Below are 25,477 nucleotides of genomic sequence, written 5' to 3' on the forward strand. Positions count from 1 at the left end.
GAGCGTCACGCTGCAGAACGCGCGCCTCGTCGACCGGCTCCGGCACGAGGCGCTGCACGACAACCTCACCGGACTGCCCAACCGGGTGCTGTTCCTCCAGCGGCTCGCCGACTCGCTCGCGCGCCAGCGACCGACGGATCCCCAGATCGCGGTCATGTTGATCGACCTCGACCGCTTCAAGGAGATCAACGACACCCTCGGCCACGCGACCGGCGACCTCCTCCTGCAGGAGGTCTCGGCGCGTCTCCAGCGCGCGGCCGCCGATCGCGTGACCGTCGCCCGGCTCGGCGGCGACGAGTTCGCGCTGCTCGACCCGTCCCCGGGATCCGCGGGCGACGCGCTCGCGCTCACGCGGTCGCTGCGCGAAGTCCTGCAGCGTCCGTTCACGTACCAGGACCTCGAGCTCGAGGTCAGCGCGACCATCGGTCTCGCGCTCGCGCCGGTGCACGGTCGCGACGCGTCGACGCTGCTGCGGCGCGCCGACGTCGCGATGTACGCGGCGAAGAACACCGCGCCCGGCGTCGCGTGCTACGGCGAGAACCTCGACGAGCACAGCCCGCGCAAGCTCGCCCTCGTCGGCGAGCTGCGCAGCGTCATCGAGCACGAAGGCCTCGAGATGCACTACCAGCCGAAGGTCGACATGGCAAGCGGCCGCGTCATCGGTGTCGAGGCGCTCGTCCGCTGGCCGCACCCGGCCGAAGGCCTCGTGCCACCGGACGAGTTCGTCCCGATCGCCGAGCGCACCGGACTCATCGGGCCGATGACCGATTTCGTGCTGCGCACCGCGCTCACCGAGTGCCGGCAATGGCGCGACCGCGGCAACAACCTGTCGGTCGCGGTCAACCTGTCGGCGCGCAGCCTGCTCGACTCGGATCTCGTCGACGACATCGCGCGCGCGCTCACGCTCTCGGGCGTCGAGCCGTCGCGACTCGTGCTCGAGATCACGGAGACGAGCGTCATGTCCGACGCCGAGTACGCGATGCGCGTGCTGAACCGGCTTTCGTCGATGGGCTGCACGCTCGCAATCGACGACTTCGGAACCGGTTACTCGTCGCTGTCGTACCTGAAGCGACTGCCGGTCGACGAGGTGAAGATCGACAAGTCGTTCGTCCTCAACATGCAGGACGACGAGAACGACGCCGTCATCGTGCGTTCGATCATCGACCTCGCCCGCAACCTCGGCCTGCGCGTCGTCGCCGAAGGCGTCGAGACCGAGAGCGCGTGGGACGCGCTCGTCGCCATGGGCTGCGACATCGCGCAGGGCTACTACATCAGCCGTCCGCTGCCGAGCGCCGCGCTCTCCGCGTGGCTCACGACGGTGCGCGCCATCCCCGTCGGCGCCGGCCGCTGAGCTCGGACGCTCCGCCCACCTGAACGAGCCCCGTGCGTCGGTTGTTCACGCAGTCACGACCACCGGGCGGTCGCCCGTGCGGGCCGCCATCGCCGTTGGCGAGCAATGATTCCCCCGGAGCGGTACTGAAGGCGCGTCGAACGCGACGGCCGCCGCGACGAGCCCCGAGCGACTGAGCCCGGGCGCGACACCGGCTCGCAACGGCGGCGTTGCCGTTGCGAGCCGGATGTGCGAAACCCGGAGTCGAGCCGATGCGCTCAGTTCCAGGAGGAGCCGTTCCAGGACGAGCCGTTCCAGCTCGACCCGTTCCAACTCGAGCCGTTCCAGCTGGAGCCGTTCCAGCTGGAGCCGTTCCAGGACGACCCGTTCCACGAGGACCCGTTCCAGCTCGAGCCGTTCCAGCTCGACCCGTTCCACGAGGACCCGTTCCAGCTGGAGCCGTTCCAGCTCGAGCCCTGCCAGGTGTCCTTGAGGTTCACCGTGTCACCCATGTTCGTGGGCGTCGTCGGCACCGTCTGCGTGAGCTGCAGGCCGGGGTTGACCACCGCCTTGAGCACGTTGAGGGCGCCGTGGCCGTCGACGAACGGGTTGCCCACCGGGCCTGCCGTCGTCGTGCCGAGGAGCTGCGCCTTCACCTGGTCGGGCGTGATCGGGAACTGACCCTTGGCACCGGGCCAGAGCTTGCTGCTCTGGATCTCGAGCGCCGCCGCACCGCTCGTGACCGCCGCGCTGAACGACGTGCCCGAGCCCACGAAGTTGTTCTTGCCGATCTCCGCCGTCGAGTTCAGCGTGTCGATCGTCGAGCCGGGAGCCCGCAGGCTCACGACCGAGCGACCCGAGGTCACGAGGTCCGGCTTGAACCAACCGTCGGGGTTCGTCGGACCTGCGCTGCTGAACGGGCTCGTCTGCGCCTGGGTGGCGTCGGTCGAGCCGTTGTCGTCGAGCGAGCCGACCGTGATCGCCAGCGGGTCGTCACCGGGCGAGAGGATCGTGCCGTTGAACGGACCGGCGTTGCCGGCCGAGACGACGACCACGATGCCCGCCTGCCACGCCGTCTCGACCGCCTGGTCGAGCGGGTTCAGGACCGACGAGGTCACCGGGATCGCGCCGAGCGACATGTTCAACACCCGGATCTTGTAGCGGTCCGCGTTGTTGACGACCCAGTTGATGCCCTTGATCACGGTTGCGACGTCGGTCAGCCCGGAGGCACCGGCGACCTTCACCGCCACGAGGTTGGCGTTGGGCGCCTCCCCCATGTACTGGCCCTTCGACGAGGTGCCGGCGCCGGCGATGAGGCCGGCGACGAACGTGCCGTGGCCGTAGTTGTCGTCGTACGGGTTGCCCTCACCGCTGAAGTCGACGCCACCGATGACGTGCTTCAGGTCGGAGCTCTTCGTGATGCCGGTGTCGAGCACCGCCACGGTGACGCCGTTGCCGTCGATGCCCCGCGACCAGAGCGTCGTTGCTCCGGTGGTCTGGGGGAAGACGGCGGCGGGCGGCCGGGTCGGCGCCGGGTTCGGCGTCGCGGACGACAGCGTCGACACGGTCGACGTGAGCGTCGACGTCAGTGTCGACGTGAGGCCCGTGAGCGTCGAGCCGAGGGAGGCGTCGGCCATCGCGACGGGCAGGTTCGGCGTGACGACGACGGCCGGGTTGGCCTGGAGGGCCGCCAGCTGTGTCGGCGTGACGTTGGCGACGACGCCGTTCGCAGCGTCGAGGTCCGTGCCGTCCTGGCCGGTGGTCGCCGTGACGACGTTGTCGACGGCGTTCGTCTGGATCGAACGCACGGTGGCGTCGATGTCGTTCGCCGCCGGGTCGCCCGCGGTGGCTGCGTTGTAGGGGTCGGGGCGTACCGCGGCGGTCACGAGGACCGTCTGGCTCGGACCCGTGACCGTCGACGCTGACGGTCCGGGACCGGACGCGCCGGCCGGCGCCATGGTCAGGATGCCGCCGAGGGTGGCGACACCTGCCACGACGGCGACCCGCCGCTTGGCCCATTCGATTCCCCGGGGCGTGGAGACGCGGCCGCGATGGCCTCGCTCCGTACCTCCCGGGGACGACAGGGTGTCTCGCAAGTAACCCGCTCCTGTTTCGAGGGCGCTGAAAGCGCCGGCTGGGACTCGAACAGGACGCCGGGTTCGCCACTAGCTCCCTGCCGTCCAGGCGACCACATAAAGGCGGCAGATCTTCGCTTCGTCCGACCGACTCTTTGTCGGCAGGCAATTCTTCGGCCGCGCTCCGCGCGTGCTTGAGAACAATTTGAACAACTTTCTCACGCAGCGCGCGAACAGGCCGGAGGCCCGGATGCTCGGCAAGTCGCGGGCCGGTTCGCAGCCGGCTCTCAACCTGTTTCTCGATCATCGGCAACGTCCGGTGCACCCGCGCCGGCGCGCACAGGAGGCGCGACCGATGGACACAGCCGAGCCACCCGACGAGTCCGACCTCGAAGCCCTCGCTCCCCTCGCGGACGACACCGATGCGGTTGCAGCCGCGACCGGGGCGACGCCCGCCGAGCCGGCCGCGGCGGACGAGCCGGCCGTGCCACCGAATCGGCGACGACAGGCGGTCCTCGCCGCCGGCGCCGTCGTCGTCATCGCGGGCGCGGCCGCGTTCGGCGTCCACGCCGCGAGCGGCAGCAACGCGGGGGCCACCGCGAACACCGCCGCGACGAACGGCGCCCCGAACCCGGCGCTCGGCGGCTACGGCCCGGGCGGCAGCTCCCAAGGCCGCTTCGGCAACGGCAACGGCGCGTTCGGGACCGTCTCCGCGATCGACGGCTCGACGCTGACGGTCAAGGGCAACGACGGGACGGCGACGAAGGTCGCGACGACCTCGAGCACGTCCGTGACCAAGTCGGCCGACTCGTCGGTGGGCGCCGTCGCGGTCGGTGACCACGTCACCGTGGTCGGCAGCGGCTCGAGCACGAGCCTCGCCGCGCAGCGCATCACCGACACCGGCGCCACCGACCTCGGCGGCACCGGCTTCGGTGGCGGCACCTTCGGCGGTCCTCCCGGCGGCGGCAGCACCGACGGCCAGGCGCCGAGCTTCAACGGCACCCCGCCGGGCAGCGGGAGTAGCGGGAGCGCGCCGAGCACGCAGTTCGTGGCCCAGAGCGGGACCGTCAAGTCGATCTCCGGGTCGACGATCACGCTGACGACCTCGGCAGGCGCCGAAGTGACGGTCACCGCGTCCTCCTCGACGTCGGTCAGCCGCACGACGAAGAGCACCGTGTCGGCGCTCGCGGTCGGCGACTCCGTCAGCGTGATGGGCAGCACGAAGAACGGAACCCTCACCGCGACGTCGATCCGCGAGGGCGACGCCGGCGGGTTCGGGCGGGGCAACTTCCCCGGCGGCCCGCAGACCAGCCAGGGGCAGAGCTCCTGATGTGGCAGAACCTCAAGCGTCCGCGCGTCCGGGCGGTCGGAGCAGTCCTCGTGGTGGCAGTCATCGCCGCCGCGGCGTACGTCGGAGCGCGCGCGACCGCGAAGAAGTCGCCGGCGGCCGCCGCAACCTCGCGACTCGTGGCCGCGACCGTGGGCACGATGAGCCAGACCGTCTCGGCGTCGGGGACGCTCGCCCCCGCCGACACCGAGGATCTGAGCTTCTCGGCCTCCGGCACGGTCACCGCGGTGAACGCGAAGGCCGGGCAGAAGGTCGTGAAGGGTCAGGTGCTCGCGACGATCGACTCCGCGTCGCTCGCGAGCGCGGTGGTGCAAGCCGAGGCGCAGGTCACGGCCGACCAGTCGACGCTCGACGACGACGACGCCAACGGCGCGTCCTCGGCGCAGCTCACGGCGGACCGCGCCACCCTGGCGTCCGACCAGGCGCAGCTCGCGAGCGCCCGCACCGCGTTGGCGGGCGCGTCGCTGACGTCTCCGATCGACGGGGTCGTCTCCACGGTGAGCCTCACGGTCGGTCAGCAGCTCGGGAGCAGCGGCGCATCGGGCAACACGCCGAGCGGGAGCGACTCGGGCGCCGGCCCGACGGTCCCGGACGCGTCGTCGAGCGACGCGTCGAGCGCGCAGATCACGGTCGTGAGCACGAAGCTCGTCGTGAACCTCGACGTCGACGACACCCAGATCTCGCAGCTGAAGGTCGGTCAGAGCGCGACCGTCAGCCCGTCGAGCGCATCGAGCAGCGGGCGCAACGGGTTCGGCGGGCTCGGCACCTTCTCCTTCGGAGGGTTCGGCAACCGCGCCGCGAATCCGAGCGCCAACCAATCGAGCAACTCGTCCACCGGCAACTCGACGACCACGAACACACCGACGACGAGCACGACCGCGAAGGTGACGTCGGTCGGTGCGATCGCGTCGGCGAGCTCGGGTGTGGCGACGTTCCCCGTCGCGGTGACCGTCACCGGCGCGACGACGGGCCTGTACTCGGGTGCGACCGCGCAGGCGACGATCACGTACCACGAGCTCCAGAACGCGATCCAGGTCCCGACGCTCGCGGTGACGCAGTCGAACGGTCAGTCGTACGTCACCGTGTCGACGAACGGCAAGACCGTGAAGCGCGCGGTGACGACCGGCATCACGAGTGGCGGTGAGGTCCAGATCACGAGCGGGCTGAAGACCGGTGAGGAGGTCGTCGTCGCCACACCTGCGGCGACGCGTGGGAGCGGCAACGGCTCGAACAACTCGGGCACCGGCGGCACGTTCACCCCACCCGGCGGCGGCAACTTCACGCCGCCCGGCGGTGGAGAGTTCGGGAAATGAGCGGCGCGACGGTCATCGAGCTCGTCGACGTCGACAAGACGTACCGCGCGGGTCTGCTCGAGGTGCACGCGCTGCGCGCCGTGTCGCTCGTCATCCGCAGCGGTGAGTACCTCGCGATCACGGGACCCTCGGGCTCCGGCAAGTCGACCCTGATGCACATCATCGGCTGCCTCGACGTGCCGTCCGCCGGCAGCTATCACCTCGCCGGCGAGGACGTCGGCTCGATGAGCGAGGACCAGCTCGCCGACGTGCGCAACCGGCGCATCGGGTTCGTCTTCCAGCAGTTCAACCTGTTGCCCTCGCTGAACGCGTGGCGCAACGTCGAGCTGCCGCTCGCGTACTCGGGTGTGCCGCGCGCCGAACGACGCGACCGCGCGATCGCCGCGCTCGAGCAGGTCGGGCTCGGTGATCGCATCGAGCACCGCCCGGGCGAGCTGTCGGGAGGTCAGCAGCAACGCGTCGCGGTCGCGCGCGCGCTGGTGACCGAGCCCGCGCTCATCCTCGCCGACGAGCCGACCGGCAATCTCGACTCCGCGTCGACGCGCGACGCGCTGCGGTTGCTGCGCGACCTGCACGACGCGGGCCGCACGATCGTCCTCATCACGCACGAGCGCGACGTCGCCGCGGAGGCAAGTCGGGTCGTGCACATCCTCGACGGCGAGATCGCCGAGGACTCGGAGCTCGAGGTGGTCGCAGGATGAGCTGGCTCGACACCTTCCGCACCGGCTTCGAAGCGATCCGCACGCACCGACTGCGCTCGAGCCTCACGATGCTCGGCATCCTGATCGGGATCGCCGCGGTGATCCTCACCGTCGGTCTGGGCGAGGGCGCGCAGGCCGAGGTCCGCGGCGAGATCAACGCCCTGGGCACGAACCTGCTCATCATCTCGCCGGGCTCATCGACGAGCAGCTCCGGCGTGCGCGGCGGGTTCGGCTCCGCCTCGACACTCACGAAGTCCGACGCCGACGCGCTCGCGTCGAAGACGGTCGCACCCGACATCGAGGCAATCGCGGTGACGACGTCGACGTCGGGGTCGCTGACCGCGGGAACCACGAACTGGACGACGAGCGTCGTCGGCACCACCGACTCGTGGCTCCAGGTACGCGCGCGGAAGGTCGACACCGGCCGGTTCCTGAACGCCGCCGACGAGACGAAGTCGCGCGCGGTGACCGTGCTCGGCTCCGACACCGCGCAGGAGCTCTTCGGCGGCAGCGCGGCCGCGGTCGGACAGACCGTGACCTACAACGGCGTCCCGCTCCAGGTCATCGGCGTGCTCAGCCCTTCCGGTTCGAGCAGCAGCACGAACGACGACGACCAGGCGATCGTCCCCTACTCGACCGCGACCGAACGGCTCATCGGCGGCACCGCGCGCACGTCGGTCGGGACGATCTACGTCGAGGCGACGGGCTCGTCCACCCTGTCGGCCGCATACCAGGAGGCCGACCAGGAGCTGCTCCAACTGCACGGCATCACGACCGCGAGCGACGCGGACTTCACAATCACGACGCAGGACTCGCTCATCGACGCCGCCACGTCGGTCGACAAGACCCTGACCGTGCTGCTCGGCGGGATCGCCGGCATCTCGCTGCTCGTCGGCGGCATCGGCGTGATGAACATCATGCTCGTCTCGGTCACGGAGCGGATCCGAGAGATCGGCCTCCGCAAGGCGCTCGGCGCGCGACCGCGTGTCATCCGCCGCCAGTTCCTCGTCGAAGCCTCGACGCTCGGACTCGCCGGTGGTGTGCTCGGCGCCGCGCTCGGACTGATCGGCGCCAACGTGCTCCCGCACTTCATCTCGTCGCCGGTCGCGTTCTCCCCGACCGCGTCGGCCGGGGCGATCGCGGTCGCGATCGTCATCGGCCTCGCGTTCGGCGTCTACCCGGCGACGCGCGCCGCGCGCCTTGCACCCATCGACGCCCTGCGAACGGAATAGCGATGACGATCCGCCACCCCCGCTCCACGCGCGTCGTCGTGCGCACGATCGTCGTGCTCGCGATCATCGGCGCGATCGCGACCGCAGCGGTCGCCGCGACGGGATCGCACGGCACGACCTACCGCACCGCACTCGTCACGCGGGCGAACGTCGACGCTGCGCTGCACGAGACCGGCACGATCCAACCCGTCGACCAGGCGACGGTCGCGTTCCCGATCGCGGGGACGGTCGCGTCGGTCGCGGTGAAGCCCGGGCAGTCGGTGACGACGGGACAGACGCTCGCGACGCTCGACACCTCGTCGCTGCTCGCCTCACTCACCCAGGCCGAGGCGAGCCTCGCGTCGGCCGAGCTCACGCTCGACGAGGTGCGCAACGGCGAGCAGGTCTCCGGTGGGAGCGGCGGCGCGTCGCCGAGCGGGCACGACGCGACCGGCGCCACCGGCGCATCGAGCAGCGCGACGACGCCGACGACCGCGGCGGCGACCGCGAGTCCGTCGAATCCGTCGAACCCGTCGAACCCGTCGGGAAGCGGTGGCCGCGCGCTGCAAGCCGCGGAGCGCGCGGTCACTCAGGCGCAGCAGAAGGTGCAGGCTGCGCTCGGCGCCGCCCAGACCGCGGTCCAGCGCAGCGCGACCGCGTGCGCGTCGAGCCCGCCGACCACGACGTCGACCACCACCTCGACGACGACACCGAGCGCACCACCGGCGTCGAGTTGCGCGACCGCGCAGGCCGCGGCGCTGCGCGCGCTCCAGTCGGTCGCGTCGGCGGAGCAGGATCTGGCTCGCGCGCAGCAGCAGTTGAGCGTGCTCCTGTCGTCGAGCGCCGGCGGATCGAACGCCAACACCCCGTCGACCACGCCGGCCACGACGTCCACGACGACACCGAGCACGAGCGTCGACTACACCGACGCGCAGATCGCGTCCTACGAAGCATCCGTGACCGCCGCGGCCGCCGAGGTCACCGCGGCACAGCAGGATCTCGCGCAGGCGACGATCGTCAGCCCGATCACGGGCACGGTCGCGAGCGTCGGCCTCGCCGCCGGCGACAGCGTGGCGGCCGCGTCGAGCACCGCGAACGTCGTCGTGGTCGGCGACGGAGGCTACGAGATCGCGACGAGCGTCACGATCGCGGACCGGGCGAAGCTCAAGGTCGGCGACAGCGCGACGATCGTCCCCGACGGCTCGAGCGCGCCGCTCACCGGCCGGGTCGTCGCGATCGCCGTCGTCGAGTCGACGAGCAACAACACGAGCAGCTACGCCGTGACGATCGGCTTCACCGGCCGGCCGTCGGGACTGCGCAACGGCGCGTCGGCGGCGGTCACCATCGTCACCGCGCACACCGCGAACGCGCTGACCGTCCCGACCTCGGCGGTGCACTCCACCGGTGCTCTGCACACGGTGACGGTGATGACGAAGGGCAAGCCGGCCACCACGATCGTGCAGGTCGGCACCGTCGGCGCCACGCGCACGGTGATCACGTCCGGCCTAACGGCCGGTCAGGTCGTCAGCCTCGCCGACACCGGCGCGTCGATCCCGTCGTCGAACACGAACACGAGCACGAACAACGGCGGCACGTTCTCCAACGGCCTCGGAGGCGGCAACGGCCCCACCGTGGTCCAACAGTTCGGGAAGTGACGCCTACTCGTACTCGGACAGGGGTGGGCAGGAGCACATGACGTTGCGGTCGCCGTAGACGTTGTCGACACGGCTGACCGGCGGCCAGTACTTGTCGGTCCGCAAGGCGGCGACCGGGAACGCGGCCTCCTCACGCGAATAGGCGCGCGACCAACCGTCGGACACGACGTCGGCCGCGGGGTGCGGCGCGCCGCGCAGCGGGTTGTCGTCGGCGGCGAGCGCACCCGACTGCACGCGCGCGATCTCGGCGCGGATCGCGATCATCGCGTCGCAGAAGCGGTCGAGCTCGAGGAGATCCTCCGACTCGGTCGGCTCGATCATGAGTGTGCCCGCGACCGGGAACGACATCGTCGGCGCGTGGAAGCCGTAGTCGATGAGCCGCTTCGCGACGTCGTCGACGGAGACGCCCGCGTCCTTGGTGATCGGGCGCAGGTCGATGATGCACTCGTGCGCGACGAGGCCGCTCGCGCCGGTGTAGAGGACGGGATAGTGCGGCGCGAGCCGGTGCGCGACGTAGTTGGCGTTGAGGATCGCGACGCGTGTCGCGTCGAGCAGACCCGAGCCGCCCATCATCGTGATGTAGGTCCACGAGATCGGGAGGATGCCCGCGGATCCCCACGGCGCCGACGCGATCGCGCCCACTCCCGTCGCGGGACCGGCCTCCTCACGCAGCGGATGGTTCGGTAGATAGGGCGCGAGATGGGCGCGCACCGCGACCGGGCCGACGCCGGGGCCGCCGCCGCCGTGCGGGATGCAGAACGTCTTGTGCAGATTCAGGTGCGACACGTCGGCACCGAAGCGACCGGGCTTCGCGACACCGACGAGCGCGTTGAGGTTGGCGCCGTCGAGGTACACCTGGCCGCCCGAGTCGTGAACGAGCGCGCAGACGTCGGCGATCTGGTCCTCGTAGACGCCGTGCGTCGACGGGTACGTCACCATCAACGCGCAGAGCCGGTCGGCGTTGTCGACGACCTTCGCCTTGAGATCGTCGATGTCGACGTTGCCGCGCTCGTCGGTCTTCACGACGACAACCTGCAGTCCCGCCATCGCCGCGCTCGCCGCGTTCGTTCCGTGCGCGGACGCGGGGATAAGACAGACCTCGCGGTGGGTGTCACCACGCTCGGCGTGGTACTTGCGGATCGCGAGCAGGCCCGCGTACTCACCCTGGGAACCGGCGTTCGGTTGCAACGACACCGCGTCGTAGCCCGTGATCTCGCACAGCATGCGCTCGAGGTCGGTGATGAGCTCGGTGTAGCCACGCGCCTGGTCGATCGGCGCGAACGGGTGCAGCGACGCGAACTCCGGCCACGTGACCGGCAGCATCTCGGTCGTCGCGTTGAGCTTCATCGTGCACGAACCGAGCGGGATCATCGACCGGTCGAGGGCAACGTCGCGGTCGGCGAGGCGCCGGAGGTAACGCAGCATCTGCGTCTCCGACCGGTGCCGGTGGAAGACGGGGTGCGTGAGGATCTCGCTGGTGCGTTGCAGCGATTCCGGGAGCGCGTCGTCGACGCGCGCGTCGAGTGCGGCGACCGTCGCGTCGACGCCGAACGCGCGCCAGACGGACTCGACGATCGCGACCGTCGTCGTCTCGTCGAGCGTGATACCGAGGGTGGCCCTGTCGACGACGCGCAGGTTGATCTTCGCGTCGCGCGCCGCGCTCGCAATCGAATCGGCGCGTCCGGGCACCCGCACGGTGAGCGTGTCGAAGAACGCGTCGTGCACGACCTCGACACCCGCGTCGCGCAGCCCCGCGCCGAGGATCGCGGTGAGCCGGTGCACGCGCCGGGCGATGTGTTCGAGTCCTTCGGGTCCGTGATACACCGCGTACAAGCCGGCGATGACCGCGAGCAGCACCTGCGCGGTGCAGATGTTGCTCGTCGCCTTCTCGCGCCGAATGTGCTGCTCGCGCGTCTGGAGCGCGAGGCGCATTGCCGGCCGGCCCGCCGCGTCGACGGACACCCCGACGAGTCGGCCCGGCAGCGTGCGCTTGTGCTCGTCGCGCACTCCGATGAAGCCCGCGTGCGGCCCACCGAACATCGGCGGCACACCGAAGCGCTGCGCGGAGCCGACGACGATGTCGGCGCCGATCTCGCCCGGCGACCGCAGCAGCACCAGCGCGAGCAGATCGGACGCGACGGTCACGAGCACGCCGGCCTCGCGGCAACGCGCGATGAGCGCGGCGTCGTCGCGCACACGACCGCTGCTGCCCGGGTATTGGAGCAGCACGCCGAACGCGTCGTCGGGTACGAGCTCGCGGTCGGGATCGCCGACGACGATGTCGATGCCGAGCGGCTCGGCACGGGTCGCGACGACCGCGATCGTCTGTGGATGGCAGTCGGCGTCGACGAACAGCATCTGCCGCCGTTTCGGCGCGAGCCGCGCCATCATGCCCATCGCCTCGGCTGCCGCGGTGCCCTCGTCGAGCAGGGACGCGTTCGCGATCTCCATGCCCGTGAGGTCCGCGATCATCGTCTGGAAGTTGAGGAGCGCCTCGAGCCGGCCCTGTGAGATCTCGGGTTGATAGGGCGTGTACGCGGTGTACCACGCGGGGTTCTCGAGCACGTTGCGCTGGATGACGGGCGGCGTGAACGTGCCCGTGTAGCCGAGCCCGATGAGTGACGTGTGCACCTGGTTCGCGGCGCCGAGCGCGCGCAACCGGTCGAGCGCCTCGGCCTCGCCGATCGGATCGGCGCCGACCGCGGGCGACGGGTCGCGGATCGACGACGGCACCGCGGCGTCGACCAGCGCGTCGAGCGACTCGTAGCCGAGCGCGTCGAGCATGTGCTGCTGCTCGGACGCGTCGGGGCCGATGTGACGCCGCGCGAACCCCGCAGATTCGCTCGCCGACTCCAGCCCGCGTCCCATACGAAGCGCCGACGATAGTGCAGCGCGATTTGGTGCCTCTCACCCGCCCCGACCGGCCCCGGTGGTACTGCGTTGTCGGGGCATGGCCCGACAACGCAGTACCACCGAACGCGGGTTCAGGCGCTCGTTCCGTCGGCGCGCGTATTGCCGACCCAGCTCTCGTAGAGGCCGGCGTACACGCCGCCGCGGCCGACGAGCTCGGTGTGGTGTCCCCGCTCGACGAGCTCGCCGGCGTCGAACACGAGCACGAGGTCGGCGGCCTCGGCGGTCGACAACCGGTGCGCCACGCTGATCGTCGTGCGGCCGCGCGCGGCGCGGACGAGCGCACCCGCGAGCGCACGCTCCGTCTCCGGATCGACCGCGCTGGTCGCCTCGTCGAGGACGAGCAAGCCCGGCGCGCCCATCTGCGCGCGTGCGAGCGAGACGAGCTGCCGCTCGCCGACCGAGAGACTCTCGCCGCGCTCGCCGACCTCGGTGTCGAGGCCCTCGGGCAGCGCCGCGAGCCACCAGTCGAGACCGAGCGCGACGAAGGCGCGGTCGACGTCGTCGTCGGTCGCGCCGATGCGCCCGAGACGCACGTTCTCGCGGATCGTCGTGTCGAAGAGGAAGCCGTCCTGCGGAACGAGGCGGATGCGCTCGCGCCGTTCGACGGGCGCGACCGTGCGCAAATCGATCCCTCCGAGCTCGATCTCCCCCGCAGTGGGATCGGCGAGGCGGCACAGCAGCTTCGCGAACGTCGTCTTCCCCGAGCCCGTCTCACCGACGATCGCGACGTTCGCGCCGGCGGGGAGCTCGACGTCGATGCCGTGCAGCACGCGGCCGCCCTCCCGGTACGCGAACTCGACTCCCGAGGCGCGCACCGGCAACGGGCCGGGCGGCAGCGATTCCTGCTCGGGCGCGTTCGGCTCGACGACGTCGACGGGCACGTCGAGCACCGCGATCACCTTGCGCCAGCCTGCGATCGCGGTCTGCGTCTGGTCGAGGATCTCGCTGAGCTCGGCGATCGGGTTGAGGATCAGGTTCGTGAGGAAGAGGAACGCGACGACGTCGCTCACGTTGAGCCCGAGACTCCGGCCCTTGTACGCGGCGACGATCGTCACCGCCGCGATCGCGATCGAGCCGAACACGTCGCCGAGCGGGAACATCACGGCGAAGTAGAGCGCGGCGCGCATGTGCGCGTCGTAGAGCTTGCGGACGCGATCACGCATGCGGGTGCGGGCGCGGTCCTCGAGACCGTACGCGCGCACGACGGCCGCGCCGCCGATGACCTCCGAGATCTCCGACAGCATGTCGCCGGTGCGTTCGCGCGCGAGGTCGTACGCACGCAGCTGACCGCGCTGCAGGATTCGGAAGAGCGGGATCACCGGCAGATAGGCGACGATCACGACGAGCGCGAGCTGCCACGAGTAGACGAACATCACGATCAGCGTGCCGACGATGAGCGTGCCGTTCACGACCCACGACACCGCGCCCCACTGCGCGAACCGCGCGAGCGTCTCGATGTCGCTCGTGACACGCGAGACGAAGATGCCCTTCTTGGTCTCGGTGTGGTCGGCGAGGCTGAGCCGGTGGATGTGCTCGAACACGCGCACGCGGAGTCCGTAGAGCGTGTCCTCCGCCGCGTGCACGAGCCGGACGTACGCGATGCGGCTGAGCCACAGCGCGGCCGCGATGACCGCGACCGCGATCGCGGTCGCGCCGTAGACATACCCGGCTCGGAAGCCCGCGTCGTCGAGGATGCCGTGCTCGAGCACGAGCTGGATCAGGATCGGCACGATCAACTTGCCGATCGCGGCGATGACCGCGAACGCGAAGCTGACACGGATGCCGCGCCGCAACTCCGGACTGACGGCAAGCCCTCGGCGGACGACTGCGATCGCGCCGAGCGGCGGCAGCGGAAGGTCGTCGTCGAGCAGACCCTCGAGCTCGGGATGAGGATGACCGACGGCCTCGCGCAGCACGTCGGCGGGCGCGGCGTCGGACATCGCGTCGAACGCAGGACCCGCCGGCGGCTCCGTCGGTTCGGTCCGCATGGTCGCGCGCTCGCGCGAATCGGCACGGGCGTTCGGCCGTTCCCCGGGTTGACCGCTCGCCCGCTCTTCGCTGCCCGCCCGCGGCGTCATCGGGCCCGCTCCTCGTCGGCTTGGGCGCTCACGGTCGCATGCTCGCTCGGTCGTGGGCCGCGGCACGACCCATCTCGCCCTCGTCGCTCGCCTGCTCGTACGCCGACACCAGCGCCGCGTACTCGGGCACGTCGAGCAACTCCACGTGCGTCCCCGTCGCCGCGATCGCGCCACCGCGCAGGAAGAGCACGTGATCGGCCAGCGCGATCGTGGAGAGCCGGTGCGCAACCACGAGCGTCGTCATGTCGAGCTCGTCGCGCAGACCACCGAGGATGCGGGCCTCGACCGTCGGGTCGACGGCCGATGTCGCGTCGTCGAGGATCAGGAGTCGCGGTCGCCGCACGAGCGCGCGTGCGAGTGCGACGCGTTGACGCTGGCCACCCGAGAGCGTGACGCCGCGCTCACCGACGATCGTGTCGTAGCCGCCGGGGAGCTCGGCGATGAAGTCGGCCGCCTGCGCGATCTCCGCGGCGCGGTCGCGCGCCGCGAGGTCGGCATCGGAACCGACCGTGATGTTGTCGCCGATGTGATCGGCGAACAGGAAGGACTCTTGGAACACGAGCGAGACCGCACCGCGCAGCTCGGCGGGCGCGACCTCGCGTCCGTCGACACCGCCGATGCGCACGACTCCCTGATCGGGCGCGACGAGTCCCGCGACGAGATCGCAGAGTGTGCTCTTGCCCGAACCGGTCGCGCCGACGAGCGCGACGATCGCACCCGGCGCGATCGCAAACGAGCAGCCGGTGATCACGGGATCGCTTCCGGGATAGGCGAACCCGACCGCCTCCGCCGACACACTGAGCGCGCCGGCCGGCAGCGGCAGGGGCTTCGCGGGTCGCACCGCGGGCAGCGCCGCGAGGATGCGATCGACGCGCGCGATCGACACGACCGAACGCGGCAGCTCCTCGAGCAGGAACCCGACGACGCGCATCGGGAACGCGAGCAACGTGAAGAGGAGCATGACGGTCACGAGCTGACCGGGCGTCACTGCGCCCTGTGAGACGCGCCAGCCGCCGACCGCGAGGATCGCGACGCTGCCGAGGTTCGGCATCGCGTCGAGTGACGGCTCGAAGAACGCGCGCAGCTTCCCGACCTCGATCCGCTCCGCACGCAGGCGGTCGGCGGCGTCGGCGAGTCGCGCCTTCTCGAGCGCTTCGAGACCCAACGTCTTGACCGCGAGCGCGCCGTCGAAGCTCTCGTGCGCGATCGCCGACACCTCTCCGACGCGCTCCTGCACCATCGCCGCGGGCCGCTCCACCCGGCGCGTGTACGAGCGGTTCAGCACGAACATCGCCGGGAACAGCAGCAGACCGACGATCGCGAGCACCGGGTCGATCACGAAGAGCTCGACGACCGAGAAGAGGATCAGCACGATCAGGCCGATCGAGAACGGCAACGGATGCACGACCTCGGTCGACGCCTCGACGTCGATGTCGGCGTGCGCCATCAGCTCGCCGGTCGGGTGCGCGCGGTGGAACTCGAGCGGCACGTCGATGTACTTGTCGGTCACGTCGAGCCGCAGCGACACCTGCGAGCGGCGGGCCGTCATCGCCGCGAAGTACCGCCGCGTGACGACACCGGCACCGCGCAGCAGCGCGACGAGCACGACGAGGAACCCGTAGAACCACGCCGTCGAGTACGAGAGGTGCTTCGAGGAATCGAACGCGGGCGTGATCACCTTGTCGGTCACGCGGCCGAGCACGGTCGCGCCCGCGACCGACATGCCCGCGTAGACGACCGATCCCGTGACCGCCGTCGCGAACGGCAACGGGTGCATCGAGATGAAGCGCCGCAGCACGTGAACGCCCCGACGAAGCAGGCTCCGGCCCGCGCCCTCGGACTGCGCGTTCACGCGATTGCTTCCTCTCCTCGAGCTTCCACGACCCGCGCCGCCAGGCTGGGAACAGGGCGCGGGGGTTTACGATTGTACCGGCGCCACCGCGACCCTTCGGAGGGACAATGGCCCTGTTCAAGCGTGCATCCGCCATGGTCGACGAGTCCCGGGCGCTGCCCGGCCGGACCGAGGGGATGCCGGTCCCGGAACGCCACTTCGTCCTCGGGACCCCGCTCGAGCCGCCGTTCCCGGAGGGCATGGAGCGAGCGATGTTCGCGATGGGCTGCTTCTGGGGTGCGGAACGGAAGTTCTGGACCGAGCCCGGCGTGTACACCACGGCCGTCGGATACGCCGGCGGCTTCACGCCGAATCCGACGTACGCCGAGGTGTGCAGCGGCTCGACCGGTCACACCGAGGCCGTGCTCGTCGTGTTCGACCCGAAGGTCACGTCGTACGAGCGCATGTTGCAGGTGTTCTGGGAGAGCCACGACCCGACGCAGGGCATGCGGCAGGGCAACGACATGGGCACGCAGTACCGGTCGGGCCTCTACTTCTTCACCGACGCGCAGGAGCGCGCCGCGACCGCGTCTCGCGACCAGTACCAGGAGAAGCTGACGCAGTCGGGCTACGGCGAGATCACGACGGAGCTACGCGGTGCGCCCGAGTTCTATTACGCCGAGGACTACCACCAGCAGTACCTCGCCAAGAACCCGAACGGCTACTGCGGGATCGGTGGCACGGGCGTGAGCTGCCCGGTCGGCCTCGCCGCGGGCTGAGCCGCGCGCCTAGCGTGCGCGACTCGTGATCCTCGATCTGTTCAAGCTGACCGATCGCGTCGCGATCGTGACGGGCGCGGGCAAGGGCATCGGCGCGGGAACCGCGATCGCGCTCGCGGAAGCCGGTGCCGACGTCGTGGTCGCGGCCCGCACGCGGGACGACCTCGAGCGCACCGCGGCCGAGGTGCGCTCGCGCGGTCGGCGCGCGCTCGCAGTGCCGACCGACGTGACGCGCACCGACGAGCTCGAGGCGCTGGTCGCGGCGACGGTGTCGGAGTTCGGTCGCGTCGACATCCTCGTGAACAACGCCGGCGGTTGGCTGCCGCGGCCGATCATGGAGACGAGCGAGAAGGCGTTCGAGGCCGCGCACCGCTTCAACGTGACGTCGGTCTTCAATTTGGTGAAGCTCGTCGTACCGGCGATGGTCGAGCACGGCGGCGGTGCGATCGTGAACATCTCGTCGCGGGCCGCAAGCATGGTGCAGCCCGGCTTCACGGCGTACGGCTCGGCGAAGGCCGGCATGTCGTTCTTCACTCGCCTCGCCGCGCCCGAGCTCGCGCCGAAGATCCGCATCAACGCGATCGAGGTCGGCGGGGTCGAGACGTCGGGTCTCGCAATGGTGCTCACCGACGACTCCGTGCGGGAACAGCTCGAGGGCAACACACCGATGAAGCGCGTCGGCCAGGTCGAGGACATCGCCGCCGCCGTGGTCTACCTCGCGTCGCCGGCGGCGTCGTGGGTGACGGGCAAGATCTTCGAGGTCGACGGCGGTGTCGACCACCCCGCGTTCACGATTCCCACGCCCCCGCTGTAGCGGGCAGACTGCGCGCATGAAGAGCCTGCGCACTCCGGACGAGCAATTCGTCGACCTGCCCGACTTCCCGTTCGAGCCTCACTACGTCGAGATCGACGACGGCGACGGGGGCACGCTGCGCGTGCACTATCTCGACGAAGGTCCGGCGGGCGCGCCGCCGGTGCTACTCATGCACGGCGAGCCGTCGTGGTGCTTCCTGTACCGCACGATGATCCCGGTCATCACGGGCGCGGGCTACCGCGCGATCGCGCCCGACCTCGTCGGATTCGGTCGCTCCGACAAGCCCGCCCAGCGCACCGACTACACGTACCAGCGTCACGTCGAGTGGATGCAGCGCGCGGTGATCGACGGGCTCGACCTGCGCGACGCGACGTTCGTGGGTCAGGATTGGGGCGGCCTCATCGGCATCCGGCTCGTCGCCGAGAACCCCGACCGTTTCGCGCGCGCCGTCGCCGCGAACACGATGCTGCCGACCGGCGATCACCATCCCGGCGACGCGTTCCTCGCGTGGCAGAAGTTCTCGCAGGAGACGCCGAACTTCCACGTCGGCGGGATCGTGAAGGGCGGCTGCACTTCCGATCTCTCGGCCGAGGTGATCGCGGCGTACGACGCGCCGTTCCCGGACGAGACGTACAAGGAGGGCGCGCGGCAGTTCCCGCTGCTCGTGCCGACGTCGCCCGAGGATCCGGCCGCGCCCGCCAACCGGGCTGCGTGGGAAGTGCTGAACAAGTGGGAGAAGCCGTTCCTCACCGCGTTCTCCGACAAGGACGCGATCACGCGCGGCGGTGAGCGCGTGTTCCAGCACAACGTGCCGGGCGCCGCAGGTCGCGAGCACCCCACGATCACCGGCGGCGGCCACTTCCTGCAGGAAGACGCCGGGCCGGAGCTGGCGCGCGTCGTCGTCGACTTCATCGCATCGACCCGCTGACCGCCAGCCGCCCCTCTGCCCGGGCGCGGGTTCGCACGCGGCACGGGCTCCAGACCGGACCGGGAGCCTCCGGGGGGAAGGAAGCGGGCCGCGGATGGGCACTCGCGCCGCGTACGAGCCGACGCCGGCGACCGGGGTCGGACGGAGCAGAGGGATGTGGGAGGCCTGACTCCGCCCGACCGTCACGGTACGCCTACGACCGTCAGCGTACTTCATAAACCTGATCGGTCAAGTTGTATTTAGCGAAGCGTGTGTCAGGTCACCGTGAGGCAGCCCGCGCACGTCGCCCTGCCGCCGTCAGCGTTGACGACGGTCACGTCACGCACGCCGGTTTTCACGTGACGAGCGATCGTCACGGTGACTCCCCTGAGTCCTTGACTGCCGCTCGGCGGCGAGAGCGAGATGCCACCACCGCTCACGATCACCTTCGTGTTCTTGTAGAACGGCCCGCCCCGGATGTCGAGGGGCGTGCTCGACCCGCGAGGGGCTGAACTCGGGTCGATGCTCGAGATCGACGGACTCTTCGTCACGGTGAAGCACGCAGTACAACTCAGGGACCCGCTGACACTCGTGATCGTCGCGGCCGAGTCGCCCAAGGTCGCGCCCGCGTCGACGACGACGTGCGCGATGAGCTTGTTGGGGCTGACGACCCGGGAGACTGACGCACTGATCCCAGGCGTTGCGAAAGCGATCGTGCTGGAGCCGGTGAAGCCGCTCCCGTAGAACGTGACGTTCGTCGACGAGCCCTGCGCGCGGTAGCCCTGCTCGATGCAGAGCTTGCTCGGATCGAGCAAGCTCACGGAGACGCGTGGCCCCGTCGCCTTCGTCAAGACACTCTGGGTGTCGTCGGGACCGGCAACAACACTCGTGTCGGCATACGAGATGCGATACGTGCCGGGATGACAGCGGGCCCGGAAGGTTGTGTTCGCCAGATGGATGTCGCCGGTCACGGTCGAGGTGCCGAAGACCGCGAGCACCAGATCCGTGGCCCCGCCGCCGCCCTGGTTGATGAAGGGCGACATCGGGCTGCTCGTGGCGTCCGATCCCATCCAATAGTTCGTCGGCGGGTACTCGAGGTCCGCTTCGACCACCTGCGCGTCGTCGTGCGCGATCTTCATGCGTTGCTCGAACGTGAACTCCGAGCCCGGCTGGACCGTCATCTGGCTCGGCACCGAGTAGATCCGTGCGTTCGGCACGGCCGCGGGCGCGGCGCCCGCCGGCGGCGCACTCCCGACACCAACCAGGCCGAGCATCGCCGCGGCGGCGACCGGAACGACCCAGAACCTCGCGCGCCCGCGCCGCAACGCGTTCGACCACAAACGTTGACCCACAACAGCCCCTTTGCGAAAGCGAGCGTCAGCTGGCGACGGTCGCGGTCCCACTTTCCCGTGTGCCGAGAGGCTGCATCCAAGGCGGTGCGCTGTCAACCACCGCCGAGGAAAAGCGGGAATCAGATCCGCGCGCGCTGCGGGACGACGACGTACTTCGGGTCACGCGCCGATTGCGTGCCCGCGGCCGTGATCGCGAACCGTTGCAGTGCCGCGCCCGTGAAGACGAGCGCCGCGCCGAGACGGCGCGTCACGCGCGGAACGAGCAGCGCAGCACCTGCGACCGTCGTCGCGCGCGCGGCCGTCTCGAGGCGCGCGGCCTCGCCTTCCTCGTACACCTCGCCGATGAACGAACCGAGTCGCTTGCGCATCGCCGCGACCGCGCCGATCTCCGCGATCGCGCCGAGCAACGCGAGCCGCGTCGCCGCCTCGGGAACGCGACCCGGCGGCGCGACGAGCACCGCGGCCGCGCCCGCGCTCGCGGCCGTACCCGCGGCGAACACGAACGGCAGCTCGCGGTACGCGTCGTGCCAAACAGGCACCGCGGTGTCGGCAACCAACACGCCCGTGTACGTCGCGATCGCGGGCGCGAGGCCGGCGGCGACGACGCTTCCGACGCGCGCGACACCGGTCAGTCCGATCTCGTCCGCGAGCGCTGCGGCGCCGACTGCGGGTCCGTACGCCGTGAGCAACCAGGTGCCCATGTTCATGGGCGACGACGGTCGGAACACGCGCAGCATGTGATGGAAGCGGTCCTGCCGACCGAGGTCGGCGACGAGGAAGCCGGCCCCGGCGGCGATCGCGACCAACGCGGTTGCCCGAGCGCGGCGCGCGCCTCGCCGATCGCCGGACCACGCGAGCGCCTCCGCGAGCAACGACGAGCCCGCGGAGACACCACCCACGAACATGTACGCGGGGATCCAGTGCTTCCACACCGGCGTCTTCAGGACCGGCCGGTCGTAGTACGTCCGGAACTCGGCGGGCGGAACCATGGCGCGCTCGCCGCGACCGCGGCCGCGCGGGCTCATCGCCGGCGCCCGGCGACCGCGGCGGTGAGGCCGACGAGCGCGACCGCCGCACCCGCGGCCGCCTTCCACATCGCGCGCACGTCGCGCGTCGTCACCACGGGGTCGGGCGGGAGCCGGTACACCTCGGGGTCGTCGAGCAGCAGGAAGAACGCGCCCATGCCGCCGACGCCGTCACCGTCGTCGTCGCCGTAGAGGCGCGCCGCGGTGACCCCGCGACCGTGCAGCGTCTCGACGCGGTCGCGCGCGCGCTCACGCAGCTCTGAGAGCGGACCGAACTGGATCGACTTCGTCGGGCACGCCTGCGCGCACGCGGGCTCGAGACCGACGTGCAGCCGGTCGTAACACAACGTGCACTTCCACACGCGACCGTCGGCGTGGCGCTGGTCGATGACGCCGAACGGGCACGCGGGCACGCAGTATCCGCAGCCGTTGCAGATGTCCTCCTGCACCACAACCGTGCCGAACTCCGTGCGGAACAGCGCGCCGGTCGGGCACACGTCGAGACACGCGGCGTGCGTGCAGTGCTTGCAGACATCGGAGCTCATCAACCAGCGGAAGCCGTCGTGCGTTTCGGGCGGCGTCGCCGGCAACGCGTCGAGGTCCACCTCGGCGACGAGGTCGCGCGCCTCGGTCAGGCCCGCGTCCTGACCGCCGAGAGGTATCGCCTGCTCGATGAACGCGACGTGGCGCCATGTGCTCGCGCCGAGCGTGCCGGTGTTGTCGTAGGAGCTGTCGAGGAAGACGAGGCCGTCCTCGGGGACGTCGTTCCATTCCTTGCAGGCGACCTCGCAGGCCTTGCACCCGATGCAGATCGACGTGTCGGTGAAGAAGCCGACGCGCTCCCCCGGAGCGTCCCATCCCGCGGCGCGCGCGGGATCGGCCAACGGACGTGCGCTCACGTGCGGATCCCGGCCTTCCGGCGATAGCGCTCGACGAATGCGAGCAGTGCGGGTCCACGCGGTCGTCGTCCGGCGACGATGTCGCACGTCGCGGCCTTGACCTCCTGGATGTGCACGTTCGGATCGAGCGCGAGTGCGAACAGATCGTTCGCGGAGTCGCCCGTCGACAGACCGCGCTGACCCCAGTGGTACGGCAGCCCGACCTGATGCACGACCTGGCCCTGCACCGCGAGCGGCGCGACACGATCCGTCACCTTCACGCGCGCCTCCACCGCGGTACGCGCGGTCACGATCGTCGCCCACCCGCCGGATGTGAGATCACGCAGCTGCGCGAGCTCGGGGCTCACCTCGCAGAAGAACTCGGGCTGCAACTCGGCGAGGTGCGAAACGTTGCGACTCATGCCGCCCGCGGTGTGGTGCTCCGTGAGTCGGTAGGTCGTGACGACGAACGGGAACACGTCCTCGCCGGCGTGACCGTTGGGCGGGTTGTAGTCGTTGCCGCGCGCGTCGAACGTCTGCACGGTCGGGTTCGCGCGCTGTCCGTACAGCAGGTTGCGGAACGGCGACTCGTAGGGCTCGTAGTGCGTCGGGAACGGGCCGTCCATCACACCCGCGGGCGCGTACAGCCAGCCGCGCCCGTCGGCCTGCATGATGAACGGCTCGTCGCCCGCGATCGCGGCGCCGCCCTTTGCGTCGTCGGGCGGCTCGTAGTCGGGGGGTCGATCGGCGACGAAGTCGGCGACGTCCGGTCCCTTCCACTTGCCTTCGTCGGCGTCCCATTCGACGTAGCGCTTGCGATCCGACCAGGCGTTCCCGTCGGGATCCGCGGACGCGCGGTTGTAGAGCATGCGACGGTTCGCGGGCCATGCCCAGCCCCACTCCGGCGCGACCCAGCTCTGCTCCGACCCCGGCTTGCGTCGCTTCGTCTGGTTCACGTCGTCGGCGTAGCAACCGCAGTAGATCCAGCAGCCGCACTTCGTCGAGCCGTCGGCCTTCAAATCGGTGTACGACGACAGCGCCTTGCCGTCGGCGCCGGTTCCGTTGACCTCGCGCAGCACCGCGTCCGCGCTCGGCTCCGCGATCTCGCCCTCGGTCGGGTAATCCCACGTGAGGTCGAGCAACGGCCGGTCGCGCGGATCGGTCGACGACGCGAGCTTCTCGCGCAGCACGCGGCCGAGGTGGAACGCGAACCACAGCTCCGAGCGCGCGTCACCGGGCGGATCGACCGCCTTGTGGTGCCACTGCAAGAGGCGCTGCGTGTTCGTGAACGTGCCGTCCTTCTCCGTGTGCGCGGCCGCAGGCATGAAGAACACCTCGGTGGCGATGTCCTCGGTGCGCAGCTCGCCGGTCGCGATCTCGGGCGCGTCGTGCCAGAACGACGCGCTCTCGATCTCCGAGAAATCGCGCACGACGAGCCACTCCGCGGCCGCGAGCGCGAACCGTTGGAGCTTTCCGTTCGCGGAGCCGACCGCCGGGTTCTCCCCCATCACGAAGTAGCCGTGGACCTTCTGCTCGATCATGTCGAGCGTCGTCTGATACGTCGAGTGATCGCCGGTGATGCGCGGCAGGTAGTCGTAGCAGTAGTCGTTCTCGGCGGTCGCGGCGTCACCCCACCACGACTTCAAGAAGCTCACCATGTACGTGTCCATCGCGCCCCAGAAGCCGCTCTTCGAGGCGGAGCGGTCGATGTACTCGTCGAGCGTGTCGAGCTCGGGGTGCGGCATCGGCAGGTACCCGGGGAGGATGTTGTAGAGAGTCGGGATGTCGGTCGAGCCCTGGATCGACGCGTGACCGCGCAGCGCCATGATCCCGCCGCCGGGACGGCCGATGTTCCCGAGCAACAACTGCACGATCGCGGCGGTGCGGATGTACTGCACACCGACGGTGTGCTGCGTCCACCCGACCGCGTAGCAGAACGCGCCCGTGCGATCCGGACCCGACGCGTCGCACAGCGTCTCGGCGACGCGCAGGAACACGTCGCGCGGCACGCCGCACGCGTCCTCGACCGCCTCGGGCGTATAGCGCGCGTAGTGACGCTTCAGCAGTTGGAACACGCAGCGCGGATCGGTGAGCGACGGATCGAGGTGCTTCGGACGTCCGGACATGCCGCCGTGGCTGCCGTGGCGCTCGCCTCCGGCGGCTTCGTTCTCGGTGTGCAGCTCGCGCTCGCCGGCGGCCGCGAGCTCTTCGCCGGCGTCGCGGTACTGCCAGCTCGACGTGTCGTACGTGTTCTTCTCGGGATCGAATCCCGAGAAGAGACCGTCGAGGTCTTCGGTGTCGAGGAAGCTCTCGTCGACGATCATCGGTGCGTTCGTGTAGCGCTCCACGTACTCGCGGAACTCACGACCGTTCTCGAGGATGTAGTTGACGATGCCGCCGAGGAACACGATGTCGCTGCCCGCGCGCAACGGCACGTGCAGGTCGGCGACTGCGCTCGTCCGGGTGAAGCGAGGATCGACGTGGATGATCGTCGCGCCGCGCTCCTTCGCCTCCATCACCCACTGGAACCCGACCGGATGGCACTCGGCCATGTTCGAGCCCATGATCACGATGCAATCGGAGTGCTGGAGGTCTTGCTGGAAGGTGGTGGCGCCACCTCTCCCGAACGATGTCCCCAGACCGGGGACGGTGGAGGAGTGTCATATGCGCGCCTGGTTCTCGATCTGGATCGCGCCGAGCGCGGTGAAGAGCTTCTTGATGAGGTAGTTCTCTTCGTTGTCGAGCGTCGCGCCGCCGAGGTGCGCGAAGCCGAGTGTGCGGCGCAGCGGCTTACCGTCGTCGTCGGCGTCCTGCCAGCCGCGCCGGCGTGCGTCGATCACGCGGTCGGCGATCATCTCCATCGCCGAGTCGAGTGAGAGTTCCTCCCACTCGGTGCCGTGCGGACGCCGGTACTTGACGCGGTACTCGCGTCCGGGGCCGTTCACGAGCTGCCGGGTCGCGGCGCCCTTCGGACACAAGCGGCCGCGCGAGATCGGGCTGTCCGGGTCGCCCTCGATCTGCGTGATGCGACCGCGCTCCACGAAGACGCGCTGCCCGCAGCCGACCGCGCAGTACGGGCAGACCGACTTCACGACGCGATCGGCGTCGGCGGTGCGCGCGTGCAGCGAAGCAGAACGCGGCGACTGCGCGGTGGGACCGAGGCCGCGCGCGTCGCGCGTCATCAGCTGCTGGACGACGGGCCACGACGCGAGCCGATCTCGCACTCCCATGCGTCCCCCCTTACCCCGTCGCGTGCTCATGTACCGC

The 25,477-nt window shown here is 70.3% G+C and carries 17 protein-coding genes and 1 riboswitch; of the genes, 9 read left to right on the top strand and 8 right to left on the bottom strand.

Going from position 1 to position 25,477, the window contains the following annotated elements; translation table 11 throughout:
* A partial coding sequence (locus VH914_01795) for a bifunctional diguanylate cyclase/phosphodiesterase (GenBank protein ID HEX4489912.1) occupies positions 1-1,351 on the top strand: 1,351 nt, incomplete at its 5' end.
* A 257-nt stretch (positions 1,352-1,608) separates the two neighbouring features.
* Here VH914_01795 and VH914_01800 read toward each other — a convergent pair.
* Complete coding sequence (locus VH914_01800; protein ID HEX4489913.1) at positions 1,609-3,324, bottom strand: S8 family serine peptidase; 1,716 nt, start codon at positions 3,322-3,324, stop codon at positions 1,609-1,611.
* A 148-nt stretch (positions 3,325-3,472) separates the two neighbouring features.
* A riboswitch (cyclic di-GMP riboswitch) is annotated at positions 3,473-3,555 on the bottom strand.
* A gap of 205 nt (positions 3,556-3,760) precedes the next feature.
* Here VH914_01800 and VH914_01805 point away from each other — a divergent pair.
* The 5 genes from VH914_01805 to VH914_01825 are packed head-to-tail and all read left to right on the top strand — an operon-like array spanning position 3,761 to position 9,633.
* A complete protein-coding gene (locus VH914_01805) occupies positions 3,761-4,735 on the top strand; it encodes a DUF5666 domain-containing protein (GenBank protein HEX4489914.1) in 975 nt (324 codons plus the stop codon).
* A 50-nt stretch (positions 4,736-4,785) separates the two neighbouring features.
* On the top strand, positions 4,786-6,066 hold the full coding sequence (locus VH914_01810; protein ID HEX4489915.1) for a biotin/lipoyl-binding protein: 1,281 nt from the start codon (positions 4,786-4,788) through the stop codon (positions 6,064-6,066).
* A complete protein-coding gene (locus VH914_01815; GenBank protein ID HEX4489916.1) occupies positions 6,063-6,767 on the top strand; it encodes an ABC transporter ATP-binding protein in 705 nt (234 codons plus the stop codon). Before VH914_01810 ends, VH914_01815 begins: the two co-directional genes overlap by 4 nt.
* Positions 6,764-7,999, top strand: coding sequence for an ABC transporter permease (locus tag VH914_01820; GenBank protein ID HEX4489917.1), 1,236 nt, complete (start codon positions 6,764-6,766; stop codon positions 7,997-7,999). Before VH914_01815 ends, VH914_01820 begins: the two co-directional genes overlap by 4 nt.
* 2 nt (positions 8,000-8,001) lie before the next feature.
* A complete protein-coding gene (locus VH914_01825) occupies positions 8,002-9,633 on the top strand; it encodes a biotin/lipoyl-binding protein (protein ID HEX4489918.1) in 1,632 nt (543 codons plus the stop codon).
* A gap of 3 nt (positions 9,634-9,636) precedes the next feature.
* On the opposite strand, the gene gcvP is transcribed toward VH914_01825, so the two are convergent.
* The 3 genes from gcvP to VH914_01840 form a co-directional block, all read right to left on the bottom strand.
* Positions 9,637-12,501, bottom strand: coding sequence for an aminomethyl-transferring glycine dehydrogenase (gene gcvP, locus VH914_01830; protein ID HEX4489919.1), 2,865 nt, complete (start codon positions 12,499-12,501; stop codon positions 9,637-9,639).
* A gap of 116 nt (positions 12,502-12,617) precedes the next feature.
* Complete coding sequence (locus VH914_01835) at positions 12,618-14,534, bottom strand: ABC transporter ATP-binding protein (protein HEX4489920.1); 1,917 nt, start codon at positions 14,532-14,534, stop codon at positions 12,618-12,620.
* 118 nt (positions 14,535-14,652) lie between these two features.
* Positions 14,653-16,476: an ABC transporter ATP-binding protein gene (locus tag VH914_01840; GenBank protein HEX4489921.1), complete on the bottom strand. Its 1,824-nt coding sequence runs from the start codon at positions 16,474-16,476 to the stop codon at positions 14,653-14,655.
* 107 nt (positions 16,477-16,583) lie between these two features.
* Here VH914_01840 and msrA point away from each other — a divergent pair, with 107 nt between their 5' ends.
* Genes msrA through VH914_01855 form a run of 3 tightly spaced genes read left to right on the top strand, consistent with a single transcriptional unit; the run spans position 16,584 to position 18,976 of the window.
* Positions 16,584-17,234: a peptide-methionine (S)-S-oxide reductase MsrA gene (msrA, locus tag VH914_01845; GenBank protein ID HEX4489922.1), complete on the top strand. Its 651-nt coding sequence runs from the start codon at positions 16,584-16,586 to the stop codon at positions 17,232-17,234.
* A gap of 25 nt (positions 17,235-17,259) precedes the next feature.
* Positions 17,260-18,048, top strand: coding sequence for a glucose 1-dehydrogenase (locus VH914_01850; GenBank protein HEX4489923.1), 789 nt, complete (start codon positions 17,260-17,262; stop codon positions 18,046-18,048).
* 16 nt (positions 18,049-18,064) lie between these two features.
* Positions 18,065-18,976, top strand: a complete 912-nt coding sequence (locus VH914_01855; GenBank protein ID HEX4489924.1) for a haloalkane dehalogenase — start codon at positions 18,065-18,067, stop codon at positions 18,974-18,976.
* A 254-nt stretch (positions 18,977-19,230) separates the two neighbouring features.
* Here the strand turns inward: VH914_01855 and VH914_01860 are convergent, their stop codons facing one another.
* The 4 genes from VH914_01860 to fdh form a co-directional block, all read right to left on the bottom strand.
* The gene (locus tag VH914_01860; protein ID HEX4489925.1) at positions 19,231-20,307 is read right to left on the bottom strand and encodes a hypothetical protein; all 1,077 of its coding nucleotides are present in this window, start codon (positions 20,305-20,307) and stop codon (positions 19,231-19,233) included.
* Between the two features lie 119 nt (positions 20,308-20,426).
* Positions 20,427-21,296, bottom strand: coding sequence for an NrfD/PsrC family molybdoenzyme membrane anchor subunit (gene nrfD / locus VH914_01865; protein HEX4489926.1), 870 nt, complete (start codon positions 21,294-21,296; stop codon positions 20,427-20,429).
* Positions 21,297-21,328: 32 nt separating this feature from the next.
* Complete coding sequence (locus VH914_01870; protein HEX4489927.1) at positions 21,329-22,231, bottom strand: 4Fe-4S dicluster domain-containing protein; 903 nt, start codon at positions 22,229-22,231, stop codon at positions 21,329-21,331.
* Positions 22,228-25,440 carry a formate dehydrogenase gene (fdh, locus tag VH914_01875; protein ID HEX4489928.1) on the bottom strand — a complete coding sequence of 1,071 codons (3,213 nt, stop codon included), beginning with the start codon at positions 25,438-25,440 and terminating at the stop codon, positions 22,228-22,230. The genes VH914_01870 and fdh overlap by 4 nt, the downstream gene beginning before the upstream one ends.
* Positions 25,441-25,477 lie beyond the last annotated feature (37 nt).

Source organism: Acidimicrobiia bacterium (assembly GCA_036271555.1).
GTDB lineage: Bacteria > Actinomycetota > Acidimicrobiia > IMCC26256 > PALSA-610 > DATBAK01.

Bases quoted from the DNA above. Each gene is read 5' to 3' on its own strand.
- VH914_01805 (HEX4489914.1), top strand. From the start codon at position 3,761: ATGGACACAGCCGAGCCACCCGACGAGTCCGACCTCGAAGCCCTCGCT.
- VH914_01815 (HEX4489916.1), top strand. From the start codon at position 6,063: ATGAGCGGCGCGACGGTCATCGAGCTCGTCGACGTCGACAAGACGTAC.
- VH914_01820 (HEX4489917.1), top strand. From the start codon at position 6,764: ATGAGCTGGCTCGACACCTTCCGCACCGGCTTCGAAGCGATCCGCACG.
- VH914_01825 (HEX4489918.1), top strand. From the start codon at position 8,002: ATGACGATCCGCCACCCCCGCTCCACGCGCGTCGTCGTGCGCACGATC.
- gcvP (HEX4489919.1), bottom strand. From the start codon at position 12,501: ATGGGACGCGGGCTGGAGTCGGCGAGCGAATCTGCGGGGTTCGCGCGG.
- VH914_01835 (HEX4489920.1), bottom strand. From the start codon at position 14,534: ATGCGGACCGAACCGACGGAGCCGCCGGCGGGTCCTGCGTTCGACGCG.
- msrA (HEX4489922.1), top strand. From the start codon at position 16,584: ATGGCCCTGTTCAAGCGTGCATCCGCCATGGTCGACGAGTCCCGGGCG.
- VH914_01855 (HEX4489924.1), top strand. From the start codon at position 18,065: ATGAAGAGCCTGCGCACTCCGGACGAGCAATTCGTCGACCTGCCCGAC.
- nrfD (HEX4489926.1), bottom strand. From the start codon at position 21,296: ATGGTTCCGCCCGCCGAGTTCCGGACGTACTACGACCGGCCGGTCCTG.